We start from the raw sequence: 16,638 nt of genomic DNA, 5'->3' as shown, positions 1-16,638 counted from the left end.
GGGGGCATCGCGGGGCGATCTTTCCCCCGCGATGAATCCCTCCCTTCTTCCCGCCCCCGCACGGCGCCTCGCCGGGCTCGCGCTGATCGCGGCGAGCGTCGGCTTCACCGGGGTGCTCTCCTTCGTCCACATCCTGATCGAGCTCTTCGATTGAGCCCGAAGCGCGGGCCCTATCGGGGCCAGGACAGGCTGCCGGGCTGGTGGACGGGCCTGCGCGGCGTGCCGCTCGCCCTCTTCGCCGTGCCCTTCGTGCCGAGCTTCTTCCTGGCGCTTGCGAGCGGAGAGGGGGAGCTGATCGGCGGCACGGTCGCCGGGCTGGCCGGGGTAGGCATGGCCATGTCCAGGCTGGCCCGCGCCCGGCGGGGCGACGCGCGCCGCGCAGGCGCACTGCTCGGCGCCGGCACCGGCCTGGCGGCGGGCTTCGCCGCGGGCACGGGGCCGGTCGGCGCGGTGGCGCTCGGCCTCATGGCCTGGGGCGGCGCCCGGCTGCTCTACGAGGGCGTGACGGAGACGGCCCCGCCCCCCGCACCGCCACCCCCGCCGGTGCCGCAGCCCCCGGACACGCTGGAGCCGCTGCGCGCCCGCCTTTCAAGCCTCCTCTTCGGCGACCACCGGCTGCGCCCGGCCGCGACCGCGCTGCGCGGGCTGCTGGACGAGCTGGCGCAGCGCCCGGACGCGGCCGGCCAGGCCCGGCGGGTACTGGTGGTCGGGGTGGACGGGCTGGAGCGGATCGGCTCCCGCCTCTCCCAGGGTGCGGAGCCGCCGCCGGCCCTGCCGACCCTGCTGGACGACCTGGAGCGGGTGGCGAACCAGTCCTCGGCCGACCTGCGCGCCGCCGAGACGGAGGCGCTGGCCATCCAGGTGAAGGTCCTGCAGGACCGCCTGCATCAGGAGGGGATCGCGTGAGCGACAACACGCTGCAGCCCGCGCCGGAGCGCGTGGCCGAGCTCTCAACCCGGATCGACCTGCACGATCCCGCCAGCATCACCCGCTTCGGGCAGGAGGCGCAGGGGCGCGCCGCCGCGGCCGCCGACGCCATGCTCGGCTCCGCCCGCAGCGACGCGGTGGGTGAGGCGGGGGATTCGCTCTCCAAGCTCCTCTCCACCCTGCGCGGCTTCGACGTGACGAAGCTGGACGAGCGCCCCGGCCTGATCGCCCGCCTGTTCAGCCGCGCCGGCACCGAGACCGCCGCCATCCTGCAGCGCTACGAGAGCGTGCGCGGGCAGGTGGAGGCGATCGGCGACCGGCTGGACACGCATCGCAGCCGGCTCATGGAGGATGTGGAGCGGCTGGAGCGGCTCTACGGCGCGACGCTGGACTGGTTCCACTCCCTGGCCGACCACGTGGCGGCGGGGGAGGCGGTTCTGACGCGCACGGACGCCGAGGCGATCCCGGCCGCCGAGCGCGCGGCGGAGAACCCGGCGGACCACCTGGCCCCGCAGCGCCTGCGCGACCTGCGCGCGGCGCGGGAGGATCTGGACCGGCGCGTGCACGACCTGCGGCTCACGCGGCAGGTGGCGATGCAGGCGCTTCCCTCCATCCGGCTGATCCAGGAGAACGATAAGGCGCTGGCCGGCCGGATCTACTCCGTGCTGGCGAACACCGTGCCGCTCTGGCGCACGCAGCTCGCCCAGGCGCTGGCGCTGCAGCGGATGCGGGAGGCGGGGGCGGCGGTGAAGGCCGCGACGGACCTGACGAACGAGCTGCTGACCGCCAATGCGGAGGGGCTGCGCCGCGCCAACGTGGAGGTGCGGACGGAGATCGAGCGCGGGGTGGTGGACCTGGAGGCCGTGCAGAAGGCCAACACCGCCCTTGTCGCCACCATCGAGGATTCGCTCCGCATCGCGCAGGAGGGGCGGACGCGCCGGCAGGAGGCGACGAAGGCCCTGGCCCAGGCGGAGGGCGAGATCCGCCGCGCACTCATCGCGGCGAAGGCGCCGGCGGCGCCCACGAAGTCAGGGCCAGGGGCGCGGTGATCCCGCGCCCCCGGTAGGCGCTCAGCGCCGGGCGCTGGCCTGGGAGACGTAGTTGTCGAAGGACAGCTCGGCCACGCGGAACCAGGTCCGCATGTCGTCGCGGTGCTTCGACCAGCTCTCATGCACCTTCGCGAAGTCGGGGTTCCTGGCCACGAGGTCGCGCTCGATCTCCAGCCAGGCCCGGTAGCAGGTGTCCAGCATGTCGCGGGAGAAGGGCGTGAGCTTCGCGCCCTGCGCGATCAGGCGGCGCATGCTGTCGGGGTTGCGGATGTCGTAGCGCGCGACCATCCAGTGCGTCGCCTCCGCGCAGGCCGTGCGGATGGCGGCCTGGTAGGACTTGGGCAGGGCGTTCCACTGGTCCAGGTTGACGTAGAAGTAGGTGGAGGCACCGCCCTCCCACCAAGCCGGGTAGTGGTAGAAGGGCGCGACCTTCACGAAGCCCAGCTTCTCGTCGTCGTAGGGGCCGAGCCACTCGGCGGCGTCGATCGTGCCGCGCTCCAGGCCGGGATAGAGGTCACCGGCGCCGAGCTGCTGCGGCACGCCGCCGAGCTTGGACAGCACCTGCCCGGCCAGCCCGCCGATCCGCATCTTCAGCCCCTGCAGGTCGGAGGCGGGGCCGAGCGCCTTGCGGAACCAGCCACCCATCTGCGCGCCCGTGGCGCCCAGCGGCATGCCGTAGACGTTGAACTTGCGGTGCACCTCGTTCAGCAGCTCGATCCCGCCGCCCTCGTACATCCAGGCGTTCTGCTGGCGGGTGTTCAGGCCGAAGGGTAGGCCGGTGGCGAAGCCGAAGGCCTCGTTCTTGCCGGTGTAGAGGAAGCTGGTGGTGTGGCAGCACTCCACGCTGCCGGCCTGCACCGCGTCCAGCGCCTGGAGCGGCGGGGTGATCTCGCCGGCGGAGTGGACGGTGATGCGGAAGCGGTCGTCCGTCAGCTCTCCTACTGCCCGCGCGAAGACCTCGCCCGCGCCGTAGATGCAGTCCAGCGACCGCGGGTAGGTGGAGGTGAGGCGCCAGCGCAGGCTTGGCTGGGCCGTCTGCGCGATGGCGGGCGCCGCCAGCGGCGCGGCGACGGCGGCTGTACCGGCGGCGAGGGTGGCGCGGCCGAGAAGGGCGCGACGATCCATGGCGTTTCTCTCCCGTGACGTGGGGCTTGCGTAGCGTCCCCGCGCCGCCCGCGAAAGAGGGAAGCCGTTGACAGGCCCCGCGGCGCTGCCCGGGATGATCCGGTCGCGACCCACGGATTCGCTCCATGCCCCATCCCCGCCGCGCCCTCCTGGCCGGCCTCCTGGCCGCCGCGGGCACAGCGCGGGCGAATGGGACGGAGGCGGAGCGGATCGCGCGCCTGGTGCGCGCCTATCCCGACCATCTGGCGGGGGTGGAGGGCGACCTTCTGGTCTGGCGGGACGGGGCGCGGATGCTGATCGGCGCCGGGCTGCCGGAGCGGTCCTTCGAGGCTATGCTCCACGACGCGACGATCGCCGACCAGATGCGGCAGCCCTACCGCCCGGGCCCGCCGGACGGACCCCCGCCGCGGGACTTCAGCCCGGGGCGCATCCGCAGCACCGCCTTCTTCACCCGCATGTATGGGGAGTGCCGCGCGGGCGGAGTCCCCACGCGCGGCGCGGCGTGGCTGGGCCGCCAGACGCTGGCGATGACAACCGTGAACGGGGTGGCGGACCGGCTGGAACGGGTGGCGGCCTCGCTGGAGGGCATGCCCGACCGGTTCCGGGCCTATCTCGTGCCCTCGGCCGGGACGCTGAGCTGCCGGGGGGTGGCCGATACGGGGCTGGTGAGCATGCACGCCTTCGGCGCCGCCATCGACATCAACACCCGCCACTCGGATTACTGGCATTGGGCCCGCGCGCGGGGGGACGGCGAGATCCCCTACCGGAACCGCATTCCCTTCGAGATCGTGGAGGCCTTCGAGGTGGAGCGCTTCATCTGGGGCGGCAAATGGTACCACTACGACACCATGCACTTCGAGTACCGGCCGGAGCTGTTCGGCTAGCCCCGGCTTGACCCCTTCGCGGCCGGGGTGTGCCATTCCCCCCGGAGCAGGAGGGAACGGCATGCGCGCCTGGGCGGTGGTGGAGACGGGACAGCCCCTGCAGGAGAAGGACTGGCCGACGCCGGAGCCGAAGGGCGCCGAGGTGCTGGTGGAGGTGACGCATTGCGGCGTCTGCCACTCCGACCTGCACATCTGGGAGGGCGGCTACGACCTGGGCAGCCGCGGCCGCCTCTCCATGCAGGACCGGGGCATGACCCTGCCGCTGGTGATGGGCCACGAGATCGCCGGCCGCGTGGCCGCGGTGGGGCCGGAGGCGACCGGCGTCGCCGTGGGCGAGGCGAAGGTGGTGTTCCCCTGGATCGGCTGCGGCCGGTGCGAGGCCTGCGCGCGGGAGGAGGACAACACGTGCCCCAACCCGCCCCGCACCATCGGCATCTACCGGCAGGGCGGCTATGCCACCCATGTCCTGGTGCCGGACGCCAAGTACCTCGTGCCGGTGGACGGGGTGGATCCCGCCGTCGCCGCCACCTACGCCTGTTCCGGCATCACCGTGCACGCGGCCATCCGGAAGCTGGGCGAGCTGCCGCCGGACCGGCCGGTGGTGCTGGTGGGCGCGGGCGGGCTGGGGCTGAGCGCGATCCACATGCTGCGGGCGCTGGGGCACCGGCGGATCGTCTCCGTCGATGTCTCCGCGGAGAAGCTGGAGGCGGCGCGGGCGGCCGGCGCGACGGAGACGGTGCTGGGCGGCCAGGACGGCGCGGAGACGACAAGGGCCATCGTCGCGGCCTGCGGCGGGCCGGCCCCGGCGGTGATCGACCTGGTGAACGGCAGCGCGACGGCTCGCTTCGCCTTCGACGCGCTGGGCAAGGGGGGCAAGCTGATCCAGGTCGGGCTGTTCGGGGGCGAGGTGACGCTGCCCCTGCCGATTATGGCCATCCGTGCCCTGACGCTGCAGGGGTCCTATGTCGGCTCGCTCGCGGACCTGCGGGCGGTGATGGGGCTGGCGAAGGCCGGGAAGCTGGCGCCGCTTCCCGTCGCGACGGCGCCCATGCCGGAGGCGAACGCCGTGCTGGAGCGGCTGCGCGACGGCAAGGTGACGGGCCGCGTGGTGCTGCGGGCCGAGGCCGCCTGAGGGCCGCCCACGGCAAAGCGCCCGCGGAACCGAGGGTTCCCGGGCGCCTCCCGAACCGTCTCGTGGCGGGCGCGGGGCCCGCCGCGGGTTACTTGATCTTGGCCTCGCGGAAGACGACGTGCTTGCGCGCCACCGGGTCGTACTTCTTCTTCTCCATCTTGCCGGTCGCGTTCCGCGTGTTCTTCTTCGTCACGTAGAAGTAGCCGGTGTCCTCGGAGGAGACGAGGCGGATCTGAATGGTATTGGACTTGGCCATGACTCGATTCCAGGAGTTCGGGTGCCGGCCAGGGCCGGGTCGCAGAGGTCGCGCAAACTAGCGTCCGACGCCCGTTCGTCAAGCGTTATGCGCTGCCCTCAGCGGGCGAGGGCGGCCTCGTAGAGCTCCGGCCGCTCCAGCACGGCCCGCGCGGCCGCGAGGTCGGCGTCGCGCCCTTCTGCGGGCGGGCAGGCGCCGCGCAGGGCGGCAACCTCGCTGCCCGGCACCGGCGCGCGGGCGGCGCGGGCGCGGGCGAGCGGGACCGTCATGGGGCTGTCGGCCGTGCCGAGGGTGGCGAGGTTGCGCGCCAGGGCATCCGCCCCGTTGCTGGTGCAGAGGGCGGGCAGGACGCCGAGCATCTGCAGGGGCCAGCCGCGCGGCGCGAGGATGCGGGACCAGGAGAGCGCCAGCTGCGCGCCGCCGGGCAGGGGCACGAGAACCTGGATCAGCCCCTTGCCCATGGTGGCGCTCCCCACCACCACCCCCCGGCCGAGATCGCCGACGGCCGCGGCCACCACCTCCGCGGCGGAGGCGGTGCGGCCGTCCACGAGCACGACGAGGCGGCGGCCGCCGGCAAGGTCGGGCCCCGCCGTGTCGAACTGGCGGCGGGAGTCGATGTGCCGCCCATCGGTGAAGGCGATGGTTCCGGCGGGGATGAAGGCGTCCGCGACCCGGATGGCCTGCTGCAGGAGGCCGCCGCGGTTGCCGCGCAGGTCCAGCACCACGCCGAGCGGGGCGGCCGAGGCGGGGATATCGGCGAGGGCGCGGTCCAGCTGTTCCGGCGTCGCGGAGGAGAAGAGGGGCAGGGTGAGCCAGAGGATCCCATCCCTCAGCTGGGCCACCACGGAGAGCTGCGGGGCCGCGGCGCGGGTGAGGAGGACATCCAACCGACGGCGGCCGCGTCGGACGGAGAGGAGGACGCTGCTGCCGGGCGCGCCCTCCATCGCAGCGTGGGCCTCGTCCATCGCCTCGGCGTCCAGGGCGATGCCGTCGGCCGCCGCCACGCGGTCTCCGGGGCGGAGGCCGGCGCGCTCGGCGGCGCTGCCCGGCACCACCGCGGAGATCGTCACCTCGCGGCGGCGGCCGGGCGCGAGGGTGAGGCCGAGGTCGGTCGCGCCGAGGTGGCGTTCCCGGCCCCTCTGCGCCTCTGGCGGGGTCAGGTAGCGGCTGTAGGGGTCGAGGTGGTTGAACACCTCCTCGAACCCTGCCTGGAGCATGGCCTGCCGGCCGGCGCGGCGCAGCGCCGGCGATTCGCGCTCCGCCACGGCGAAGAGGGAGGCGACGGTATCGGCCGCGGCCTCCGGCGTCGCCCCGGCCGGGCGACGGGCGAGGGGCGCGTCCGAGAGGCCGAGGGCGAGGTCCGGGCCGCGGCGGACGGCAGAGAGGTAGGGGTCGATCGCCTCCAGCCCGCGCAGCGTCCAGAGGGCCAGGTCGCCCGGATCCGTGGGCTCCAGGTGGCGCTGCGCGATGGCGGCGTAGGCCGCCCGCAGCGTGGCCGTGAAGTCCTGCGCCCGGGCCGCGCCGGGCAGCAGGAGAAGGGCGGCCAGGAGAGGGGCGGCGAGGCGGGCGATCAGCGCGGGCGCTTGCCCTTGCCGGGCCGGGCGGGCGCCCCGTCCTTCGGCTTGCGGTCCTTCGGCTCGCGGTCCTTCTGCTTGCGGTCCGTGATCCTCTGGCGGCCGCGCGGCGGGGCGGGGTGGCGCACACCCGGCCCACCCCCGCCGGCGCGGGGATCGCCCTGGAGGAGCTGGAAGGAAAGGCTGCCCGTGCGGGGCACCGCCTCGGCCAGCCGGACTTCCACCTCCTGGCCCAGGCTGAAGCTCAGCCCCGTGCGGCGGCCGACCAGGCGCATCGCCGCTTCCTCGTGGAACCATTGGTCGTCCGGCAGGGCGCTCATCGGGACGATCCCGCTGGCGCCGTTCTCCTCCAGTGTCACGAAGAGGCCGAAGCGTGTCACCCCCGAAACGCGCGCGGGGAAGTGCGCGCCGACCCGGTCCGCCATGTAGGCGGCGAGATAGCGGTCCACCGCGTCCCGCTCGGCCAATGCGGCGCGGCGCTCGGTCTTCGTGATGTGCTCGCCCGTGTCGGGCATGGAGGCCGCCTCCTCCTCCGTCAGCCCGTCGTCCCCGAGCTTCAGGCCGCGGATGAGGGCGCGGTGGACCAGCAGGTCCGCGTAGCGGCGGATGGGGCTGGTGAAATGGGCGTAGCGCGGCAGGGCGAGGCCGAAATGGCCGATGTTCTCCGGGTTGTACTCCGCCTGGGACTGGCCGCGCAGGATCGTCTCGCTGATCAGGCGGGATTCCGGGGTCTCCCGCGTCTTCTCCAGAATGCCGGCGAAGTCGCGCGGGCGGACCTTGTCGGAGGGCGGAAGGGAGAAGCCGAAGCCGGAGAGGAAGCCCCGCAGCGTCTCCATCTTCTCGTCCGAGGGACGGTCGTGGATGCGGTACATGCAGGGCTGGTGAAGGCGTTCCAGCTCCTCGGCGGCGCAGACATTGGCGGCCACCATGAACTCCTCGATCAGCCGGTGGCTGTCGAGACGCGCGCGGGGGGCGATGGAGACCACCTTGCCGTCCGGGCCGAGGATGACGCGGCGCTCCGCGATGTCGAGGTCCAGCGTGCCGCGCCGGGTGCGAGCCGCCAGCAGCGCCGCGAAGGCGCCGTAGAGGCGGGCGACGTGGCCGGGTTCCAGCCCGAGGTCCTCGCCGGCGTCGCGCGCGGCCTGAACCCGCTCATAGGTCAGGCGGGCGGCGCTGCGCATCAGGCCGCGGCCGAAGCGGTGGCCGGTCTTGTTCCCCTCGCTGTCGAAATGCATCTCGACGTAGAGGCAGCCGCGATCCTCACCCCGCTTCAGGCTGCACCAGCCGTTGGAGAGCGCCTCGGGCAGCATCGGCACGACGCGGTCGGGGAAGTACACGGAGTTGCCGCGGTGCCAGGCCTCGCGGTCCAGCGGGGCCCCCTCTGCAGACCTTTGGGGGCGGACGTAGTGCGCCACGTCGGCGATGGCGACGAGGACGCGCCAGCCATCCTCCTGCGGCTCCGCGAAGACGGCGTCGTCGAAGTCGCGGGCGTCCTCGCCGTCGATGGTCACGAGGGGGGTGTCGCGCAGGTCGTCGCGATTGCCGAGCGGCACCGCCCTCGCGCGCTCGGCGGCCTGCACCACCTCCTCCGGGAACTCGTCGGGGATGCGATGGGCCGCGATGACGAGGCGGGAGACGGATTTCGGGTCGTCCATCGAGCCCAGGATCTCGACGATCCGGGCGGGCTTGGGGCCGAAGAGGCGTTCCCGCGTGCCGCCGGCGATCGGCTCGGCCTGCACCAGGTCGCCGTCCCTGGCCCCGTTCTCCTCGCCCGGCGGCACGACCCAGTTGGCGCGGGAGCGGCGGTCCACGGGCTCCACCATGCCCGCGCTGAAAACGCCGAGCACGCGGGAGGGCGAACCGGTGCCGATGCGCTTGAAGGTGCGGCCCTCGTACTTGTTGGGGCCGAGGCGGGTGATGCGGGCCAGCACCCGGTCGCCCGGGGCCAGGGCGGGCTGCCCCGCGCGCTCCGGCCGCATGTAGACGACGGGTTTCTCCGACCCCTCCCAGGTGATGGGGCGGGCCATGGGGTCGCCATCCGCGTCCGTGCCGAAGACCTCCAGCGCGGCCATGTCCGGCAGGTTGGCGGAGTGGCGGATGGTGCGCCGGCCGATCGGGGCGATGCTGCCCTCCTCCTTCAGCGCGGCCATCAGCTCGCGCAGGGCGGGGCGCTGGTCCGTGGAGAGGCCGAAGTGGCGGGCGATCTCCGTCTTGCCCACCCGGCCGGTGGCGGTGCGGATGAAGGCGCGCAGCTCCTCCCGGCTGGGCATCGGGTTCGGCTCCCCCTCCGCCGCGCGGGGCCGGGGCGCCCCGCCGATGCGGGGCAGGCGCTTGCTGCGGAACATGACCCGGGCGCCCGCCGGCGCATCCGGCGCCGAGGGGCCGGGGCCGCCGCGGCGGGGTGTGCGGGGCGGGCGCTTGAAGGCCAAGTCAGCCGGACCGCTTGGCGCGGGCCGCGGGCTTCGCCGCCTTGGCGGTGGCGGCCGGCTTCTTCGCCGCAGCCTTCGGCTTCGCGGCTGCCTTGGCGGGGGCGGCCTTCGGCGCGGCCTCGTCCCCAGCCGCGGCGGGCTTCTTCGCCCCCTTCGCCGGGGCCGCCTTGCGGCCACCGGCGCCCTTCTTCGGCGCGAGGACCTTGCCCTTCTCGGCCAGCAGCGCGACGGCCTGATCGAGCGTGAAGCTCTCCATCTCCGTCCCGCGGGGCAGGGAGGCGACGGTCTGGCCGTGCTGGGCGAAGGGGCCGAAGCGGCCGCGCTTCACCTCGACCGGGGCACCATCCTTGGGGTGCGAGCCGAGCGCGATGCCGCGCGGCTTGGCGTTGGCCAGCAGCTCCATCGCCCGGTTCATACCGATGGAGAGCACGTCGTCGCCGGGCTGCAGGCTTTGCGAGAGGGCACCCATCTTCAGGTAGGGGCCGAAGCGGCCGAGATTGGCGCTGATCTCCTCCCCCGTCTCCGGGTGCATGCCAACGATGCGCGGCATGTTGAGGAGCGCGATCGCCCGCTCCAGCGTCAGCGTGTCCGGGTCCATGCCGCGGGGCAGGGAGGCGCGCCGGGGCTTGGTCGGCTTGCCCTTCGCGTCCACCCCCGGCTCGCCGAGCTGGACGTAGAGGCCATAGGGGCCGCGCCGGAGAGAGATCTCCTGCCCGGTCGTCGGATCCGTGCCCAGGCCGCGGTCGCCGCCCTCGCCCTCGGCCGCCTCGCCGTCCGCGCCGGGCACGGCCAGCGGGCGGGTGTAGCGGCACTCCGGGTAGTTGGAGCAGCCGATGAAGGCGCCCGTCCGGCCCAGTCGCAGGCCCAGCCGGCCGGCCCCGCGGCCCTCCTGCTGGCACCGCGGGCAGCCGCGCGGGTCCGCGCCGTCCGCGCGCTGCGGGAAGAAGTGCGGGCCGAGGTCCTCGTCCAGCTCGTCGATGACGTCGCTGATTTTCAGGTCCTTGGTGGCGTCCACGGCGCCACGGAACTGGTCCCAGAACTCGTGCATCACCTGGCGCCACTCGGCGCGGCCGCCGGAGATGTCGTCCAGCTTCTCCTCCAGCGCGGCGGTGAAGCCCGTGTCCACGTAGCGCTCGAAGAAGGAGACGAGGAAGGCGGTGACGAGGCGGCCGCGATCCTCGGGGATGAAGCGCCGGCTCTCCAGCCGCACGTAGTCGCGGTCCTGGAGGGTCTGGAGGATCGAGGCGTAGGTGGAGGGGCGGCCGATGCCGAGCTCCTCCATCTTCTTCACCAGGCTCGCTTCCGTGTAGCGGGGCGGGGGCTGGGTGAAGTGCTGGCTCGCCGTCACGTCGCCGCGCTTGGGCTGCTCGCCCTCGTTCAGCGGGGGCAGGGTGCGGTTCTCGTCGTCCGCCGCCAGCTTCGCGTCGTCGATATCCTCGCGGTACAGCTTGAGGTAGCCGTCGAAGGCGATGACCTGCCCGGTGGCGCGCAGCCGGGCCTTGCCCGCCGCGTCGTCGATGTCCACCGCCGTCTGGTCCATCTCGGCGGACTGCATCTGGGACGCGACCGCGCGCTTCCAGACGAGGTCGTAGAGGCGGCGCTGCTCGGGGTTGAGGTAGCGCGCCACCTCCTGCGGCGTGCGGCCCACATCCGTCGGGCGCACGGCCTCGTGCGCCTCCTGGGCGTTCTTCGCCTTGGAGGAGTACTCGCGCGGCGCGGCAGGCAGGTAGTTGTCCCCGAACTCGTCCTTCACGTGGTCGCGGATGGCGGAGATCGCCTCCCGCGACATCTGCACGCCGTCGGTCCGCATGTAGGTGATGAGGCCGACAGTCTCCCCGCCGATGTCCACCCCCTCATAGAGCTGCTGGGCCAGGCGCATCGTGGCCTGGGCGCCGAAGCCGAGCTTGCGGGAGGATTCCTGCTGCAGGGTGGAGGTGGTGAAGGGCGGCGGCGGGTTGCGGCGGACGCGCTTCTTCTCCACCGCGGAGACGGTGTAGCTGCCGCCCTCGACCAAAGCCTTGGCGCGGTGGGCCTCGGCCTCGTTCGGCAGGTCGAACTGATCGAGCCTCTTGCCCTCGAGGTGGGTCAGGCGCGCCGTGAAGGGGGCGCCGGCCGGCGTGCGGAAGGCGGCCTCCACCGTCCAGTATTCCCGCGCCTTGAAGACCTCGATCTCCGACTCCCGGTCGGTGATCAGGCGCAGCGCGACGGACTGGACCCGGCCCGCGGAGCGGGAGCCCGGAAGCTTCCGCCACAGCACGGGGGAGAGGGTGAACCCCACCAGGTAGTCCAGCGCGCGCCGGGCCAGATAGGCGTCGATCAGGGGAACATCGAGCTCGCGCGGGTTCTCGATGGCGTGCTGGACCGCGCGCTTGGTGATCTCGTTGAAGGTGATGCGGTGGACTTCCACCCCCTTCAGGGCGCGCCGGTCCTCCAGCATCTGGCGGACGTGCCAGGAGATGGCCTCGCCTTCGCGATCCGGGTCGGTGGCGAGGTAGAGGCGCTTGGAGTGCCCGGCCTTCAGGGCCTGGGCGATCTCGCGCACCTGCTTCTCGCCCCGGTCCTCGGAGGACCAGTCCATGGCGAAATCCTCCTCCGGCCGGACGGAGCCGTCCTTGGCCGGCAGGTCGCGCACGTGCCCGAAGCTGGCCAGGACGTGGTAGTCGCTGCCCAGGTACTTGTTGATGGTCTTCGCCTTTGCGGGCGATTCGACGACGACGACATCCGTCATGTGGGGGTCCGGAACCCTCCGAAATCCTCTTCGCGCTGGGTGCCGGACCGCACGACGCGGTTTCCGGGCAGCGCCTCGATCAGCCCCTCCAGCTCCAGTTCGAGGAGCGCGGCACGGGCCTCAGGCGGGGAGAGGTGGCAGCGGCGAAGCACCTCGTCAACCGCGACGGCTGTCGGGCCGATGAGGGAGAGAAGGTCCGAACCCCTTGATTCCTCGCGCGCATCGCGGGCGGGTGCGGGCGCGTGCGCGGGCGCGCGCGGGGCCGGGCGATGGAACACGGGCGCGGCCTCCGCGCTGGCCGGCAGGGTTTCCAGCACATCCGCCGCCCCCTCGCAGAAATGGGCGCCGTTGCGGATCAGGTCGTTGGAGCCCCGGCAGCGGGGGTCGAGCGGGGAGCCGGGGACGGCGTAGATCTCCCGCCCCGCTTCCGCGCCCAGCCGGGCAGTGATGAGGGTGCCTGAGCGCGGGGCGGCCTCCACCACCACAATTCCGAGGGCGAGGCCGGCCACGATCCGATTCCGGCGCGGGAAGTGCTGGGCGATGGGCGCGGTGCCCAGGGGGGATTCGGCCAGCAGGAGGCCTTCGGCGCCAATGCGGCGCTGGAGGGCGGCGTTCTCCGGCGGGTAGGCCACGTCCAGGCCTCCGGGGACCACGCCGATCGTGCGGCCGTGGCGCAGGGCGCCGGCATGGGCGGCCGCGTCGATGCCGCGGGCCAGGCCGGAGGTGACGGCGACGCCGGCGGCGGCCAGGGCCTCGCCCATCTCCTCCGCGATGCGCCGGCCGCCGGCGGAGGCGTTGCGGGCGCCGACGACGGCCACCTGGCGGGACGGGAGGAGGGAGAGGTCGCCCAGGGCCGCGAGCACGGGCGGCGGGTCCGCGATGGCGGCCAGCAGGGGCGGGTAGGCGGGGGTGCCGAGGTGGAGCCAGTGGCCGCCCATGGCGAGGACGGCCTCGTGCTCGCGCTCGACGAGGTCCGGATCGGCGGCGCGGGTGCCCAGGGTGCGGAGGGCGCGGGCCGTGCTGCCATGCTCCGCCAGCAGGCGGCGGAAGGTCTGCGGGCCGACGCCCTCGCTGCGGGCCAGCCGGAGGCGAGCGAGGGATTCGGCCGGCGGGATCACTTCCGACCTTTCACTTGCCCTGGCCGATCCGCGGCTCCGTCCCAGCGATCAGGCGGGCGATGTTCTCGTGGTGGCGCAGCGCGACGTAGACGACGATCAGCGCCACCGGCCAGAAGAGCGGCCAGCCGCCCCAGAGGAGGGCCACCAGCGCCGCCACGGCCATTCCCGTGAGGGCCGAGGCGGAGGAGATCTTCACCAGCTTCGCCATGGCGAGCCAGGTCAGGGCGGCCGCGACGAAGACGGGCCAGGCCAGGGCCAGGAAGACGCCCAGCGCGGTCGCCACGCCCTTGCCGCCCCGGAAGGCGAGCCAGGGCGGGTGGCAGTGGCCGAGGACGGCGGCGATGGCGGCCACCCCCGCCGTCTCCGGCCCGAAGAGGGCGGCGGCAAGCCAGACCGACGCCGCGCCCTTGAGGAAGTCCAGCGCCAGGGTGGCGGCGGCGAGCTTCTTGTTGCCTGTCCGCAGCACGTTGGTGGCGCCGATGTTGCCGGAACCGATGCTGCGGATGTCCCCCAGCCCGGCGGCGCGCGTGAGGAGGAGGCCGAAGGGAATGGATCCCAGGAGGAGGCCGAGGATCGCGGCGTAGACCCCGTTCATCCGAACACGCGCCTTCCGGCCTTCCAGGTGCCGAGGACCTTGCCCTCCAGGGCGCGGCCGTCGAAGGGGGAGTTCTGCGCCTTGCCCGGCAGCTTCCCGGCCTCGACCTTCCAGCCCCGGTCCGGGGCGAAGAGGACGAGGTCGGCGGGCGCGCCGGGGGCGAGGCGGCCGGCTTCCAGCCCCAGCAGCCTCGCGGGGGCTGAGGTGAGAAGTTCCAGCGCCCGCATCAGCGTCAGGTCGCCGCCGTGGTAGCGGGCGACGGTCACGCCGAGCAAGGTGGCGAGGCCGGCGCCGCCCGCCTCCGCCTGCGCGAAGGGGACGCGCTTGTCGTCCGCGTCGCGCGGCTGATGGTCCGAGGCAATGGCGTCGATGGTGCCGTCGCGCAGGGCCGCGATCACGGACAGCCGGTCCTCCTCCCGCCGCAGCGGGGGGGAGAGCTTGGCGTAGGTGCGGAAATCGCCGATCGCCGTCTCGTTCAGATCGAAGTAGGGGGGCGCGGTGTCGCAGGTCACGCGCAGCCCCTCGGCCTTGGCTGCGCGGATCAGGTCCAGCGCGGCTGACGTGGAGACATGGGCGAAGTGGACATGGCCCTTCGTCAGCCGGGCCAGGGCGATGTCGCGCGCCACCATCATCGCCTCCGCGGCCGCCGGGACGGAGGGGAGGCCCATGCGGGTCGCCATCTCGCCCTCGGTCGCGCTCGCGTTGCGCGCCAGGCTCGGCTCCTCCGGATGCTGCACGATGAAGGTGCCGAAGGCGCGGGCGTAGGAGAGGGCGAGGCGCATGGTGCGGGCATCGGCGATGGCGCGGGTGCCGTCGGTGAACGCGACCGCGCCGGCCTCACGCAGCAGGCCAAATTCCGTCATCTCCTTCCCCGCGCAGCCGCGGGTGGCGGCGCCGTAAGGAAGGATGGTGAGGGTCCCCGTCATCTCGCCTCGGCGCAGGATGAACTGCAGCGGCGCGGGGTCGTCCAGCGCCGGCTCGCTGTCCGGCAGCGCGCAGAGGGTGGTGATGCCGCCCGCCGCCGCCGCTTCCGCCGCGCTCTCGATCGTCTCGCGGTGCTCGTGGCCGGGCTCGCCGAGGGTGGCGCGCAGGTCGATCAGGCCGGGGGCGAGGACGTGGCCGCCGCAATCCAACACCGTGGCACCCTCCGGCGCGCCTGAGCCGTCCAGCCCGGCGATTCGGCCATCCTGCACCAGCAAGCGGCCCGGCGCGTCGCGGCCGGTTGCGGGGCAGACCAGGCGGGCGTTGTCGAGGAGGAGAGTGCTCATCGCGCGTTCCGCCGGCTGTTCTGGGAGAGGATGTCGAGCACGGCCATGCGGACGGCGACCCCCATCTCCACCTGCTCGCCGATCACGCTGCGGGCGGGATCGTCCGCCACGGCGCTGTCGATCTCTACGCCGCGGTTCATCGGGCCGGGGTGCATAACAATGGCGTCTGGCTTCGCCAGCTTCAGCTTCGCGCCGTCCAGCCCGTAGAAGCGGAAGAACTCGCGGGCGGAAGGGACGAGGCCGCCCGCCATCCGCTCCTTCTGCAGCCGCAGCATCATCACCACGTCGGCGTCCTTGATACCCGCGCGCATGTCGTGGAACACCTCCACGCCCAGGGCCTCCACCTCCGATGGAAGCAGGGTCGGCGGGCCGACGACGCGGACGCGGCAGTTCATCGCCAGCAGCAGGTGGATGTTGCTGCGGGCCACCCGGCTGTGCAGCACGTCGCCGCAGATGGCGACCGTCAGGTTCTCCAGCGTGCCCTTGCGGCGGCGGATGGTCAGCGCGTCCAGCAGCGCCTGGGTGGGGTGCTCGTGCGTGCCGTCGCCGGCGTTGATCACGGCGGCGTCCACCTTCTGGGAGAGGAGGGCGGGGGCGCCGGACTGGGCGTGGCGGATGACCAGAAGGTCGGTCTTCATGGCGTTCAGCGTGGACGCGGTGTCGAGCAGCGTCTCGCCCTTGTTCACGCTGCTGGTGGAGACAGACATGTTGATCACGTCCGCGCCCAGCCGCTTGCCCGCCAGCTCGAAGCTGGTGCGGGTGCGCGTGCTGTCCTCGAAGAAGAGGTTGATGAGGGTCAGGCCGCGCAGCACGTCCCGCTGGGTCTTCCCGCCCCGGTTCAGCAGGGCGTAGCTCTCGGCGAGGTCCAGGAGTTCCGCGATATAGGGCGGCTCCAGCCCTTGGAGCGCGAGGAGGTGCCGGTGCGGGTAGAGGGGCATGGGGCCTCGCGGGCGGTGGACGGGGCGAGGGCCGGCTCGCCGCCGGCCCCCGGCTGTTTAGGGGAGGCGGGGCTGGGCGAAAAGGGCGGGATCTGGCGGGCGATGGGGGCAGGGGACCTGCCGGCCGTAGGCGCCATCGCGGCCGCGGTGCATCCAGGGCACCCGGAATCGGACGCGGTCTTTGCGGAGCGGCTGGCGCTGCACCCCGCGGGGTGCATGATGCTTCAGGCCGGCCGCGCGGCGCTGGGCTACGCCATCGCCCACCCATGGCACCGGCGCCGCCCTCCGCCGCTGAACACGCTCCTGGGCGCCCTGCCGGCGCGGCCAGAGGTGTTCTACCTGCACGATCTGGCGATCCTGCCGGCGGCGCGGGCCGGCGGGGCCGGAGGGGCGGCGGTGCTTGCCCTGGCCGAGATCGCGGGCGGGCTGCCCATGGCACTGGTCGCCATCGGCGGCACGGAGGGCTTCTGGCGCCGTCAGGGCTTCGTGACGGTGCCGGACCCGGCGCTGGCGGCCGTGTTGCGGCACTACGATGCCGGGGCCCACTACATGGAGCGCCCGGTCAGCCCGTCCGGATGCCGCAGGTGAGGCCGCCGTCAGCGGCCCCTCCCGGCT

The 16,638-nt window shown here is 73.5% G+C and carries 15 protein-coding genes; 6 read left to right on the top strand and 9 right to left on the bottom strand.

What is annotated here, in order from left to right; translation table 11 throughout:
- The first annotated feature begins 31 nt into the window (after positions 1–31).
- From VQH23_RS22815 to VQH23_RS22805, 3 genes are read left to right on the top strand one after another with little or no spacing between them, the layout of a single operon-like run.
- Positions 32–154 (top strand): hypothetical protein, encoded by a 123-nt coding sequence (locus tag VQH23_RS22815; protein WP_280854983.1) that lies wholly within the window; start codon positions 32–34, stop codon positions 152–154.
- On the top strand, positions 151–906 hold the full coding sequence (locus VQH23_RS22810) for a hypothetical protein (RefSeq protein WP_338662963.1): 756 nt from the start codon (positions 151–153) through the stop codon (positions 904–906). Before VQH23_RS22815 ends, VQH23_RS22810 begins: the two co-directional genes overlap by 4 nt.
- Complete coding sequence (locus VQH23_RS22805) at positions 903–1,976, top strand: toxic anion resistance protein (protein ID WP_338662962.1); 1,074 nt, start codon at positions 903–905, stop codon at positions 1,974–1,976. Before VQH23_RS22810 ends, VQH23_RS22805 begins: the two co-directional genes overlap by 4 nt.
- A 21-nt stretch (positions 1,977–1,997) precedes the next feature.
- Here the strand turns inward: VQH23_RS22805 and VQH23_RS22800 are convergent, their stop codons facing one another.
- Positions 1,998–3,101 (bottom strand): ABC transporter substrate-binding protein, encoded by a 1,104-nt coding sequence (locus tag VQH23_RS22800; protein ID WP_338662961.1) that lies wholly within the window; start codon positions 3,099–3,101, stop codon positions 1,998–2,000.
- Positions 3,102–3,226: 125 nt separating this feature from the next.
- Here VQH23_RS22800 and VQH23_RS22795 point away from each other — a divergent pair, with 125 nt between their 5' ends.
- Positions 3,227–3,985 carry a M15 family metallopeptidase gene (locus VQH23_RS22795; protein WP_338662960.1) on the top strand — a complete coding sequence of 253 codons (759 nt, stop codon included), beginning with the start codon at positions 3,227–3,229 and terminating at the stop codon, positions 3,983–3,985.
- A gap of 61 nt (positions 3,986–4,046) precedes the next feature.
- Entirely contained in the window at positions 4,047–5,117 is a 1,071-nt protein-coding gene (locus tag VQH23_RS22790; protein WP_338662959.1) for an alcohol dehydrogenase, read from the top strand.
- 88 nt (positions 5,118–5,205) lie between these two features.
- On the opposite strand, the gene rpmG is transcribed toward VQH23_RS22790, so the two are convergent.
- The 8 genes from rpmG to VQH23_RS22750 form a co-directional block, all read right to left on the bottom strand.
- On the bottom strand, positions 5,206–5,373 hold the full coding sequence (gene rpmG / locus VQH23_RS22785) for a 50S ribosomal protein L33 (RefSeq protein ID WP_338662958.1): 168 nt from the start codon (positions 5,371–5,373) through the stop codon (positions 5,206–5,208).
- Between the two features lie 98 nt (positions 5,374–5,471).
- Positions 5,472–6,638 carry a S41 family peptidase gene (locus tag VQH23_RS22780; RefSeq protein ID WP_338662957.1) on the bottom strand — a complete coding sequence of 389 codons (1,167 nt, stop codon included), beginning with the start codon at positions 6,636–6,638 and terminating at the stop codon, positions 5,472–5,474.
- A 305-nt stretch (positions 6,639–6,943) separates the two neighbouring features.
- Complete coding sequence (rnr, locus tag VQH23_RS22775; protein ID WP_338662956.1) at positions 6,944–9,292, bottom strand: ribonuclease R; 2,349 nt, start codon at positions 9,290–9,292, stop codon at positions 6,944–6,946.
- Positions 9,293–9,377: 85 nt separating this feature from the next.
- Complete coding sequence (gene topA / locus VQH23_RS22770; RefSeq protein ID WP_338662955.1) at positions 9,378–12,104, bottom strand: type I DNA topoisomerase; 2,727 nt, start codon at positions 12,102–12,104, stop codon at positions 9,378–9,380.
- On the bottom strand, positions 12,101–13,219 hold the full coding sequence (gene dprA, locus VQH23_RS22765) for a DNA-processing protein DprA (protein ID WP_338666146.1): 1,119 nt from the start codon (positions 13,217–13,219) through the stop codon (positions 12,101–12,103). The genes topA and dprA overlap by 4 nt, the downstream gene beginning before the upstream one ends.
- 13 nt (positions 13,220–13,232) lie before the next feature.
- Positions 13,233–13,817, bottom strand: a complete 585-nt coding sequence (gene plsY / locus VQH23_RS22760; RefSeq protein WP_338662954.1) for a glycerol-3-phosphate 1-O-acyltransferase PlsY — start codon at positions 13,815–13,817, stop codon at positions 13,233–13,235.
- Positions 13,814–15,085 carry a dihydroorotase gene (locus VQH23_RS22755; RefSeq protein WP_338662953.1) on the bottom strand — a complete coding sequence of 424 codons (1,272 nt, stop codon included), beginning with the start codon at positions 15,083–15,085 and terminating at the stop codon, positions 13,814–13,816. Before VQH23_RS22755 ends, plsY begins: the two co-directional genes overlap by 4 nt.
- A complete protein-coding gene (locus VQH23_RS22750; RefSeq protein ID WP_338662952.1) occupies positions 15,082–16,023 on the bottom strand; it encodes an aspartate carbamoyltransferase catalytic subunit in 942 nt (313 codons plus the stop codon). Before VQH23_RS22750 ends, VQH23_RS22755 begins: the two co-directional genes overlap by 4 nt.
- A gap of 102 nt (positions 16,024–16,125) precedes the next feature.
- Between VQH23_RS22750 and VQH23_RS22745 the strand changes: the two genes are divergently transcribed.
- Entirely contained in the window at positions 16,126–16,611 is a 486-nt protein-coding gene (locus tag VQH23_RS22745) for a GNAT family N-acetyltransferase (protein WP_338662951.1), read from the top strand.
- Positions 16,612–16,638 lie beyond the last annotated feature (27 nt).

It is taken from the genome of Pararoseomonas sp. SCSIO 73927, assembly GCF_037040815.1.
GTDB lineage: Bacteria > Pseudomonadota > Alphaproteobacteria > Acetobacterales > Acetobacteraceae > Roseomonas.
Note: the sequence above shows the minus strand (reverse complement) of the source record. Positions and strands in the feature narration are given on the sequence as shown.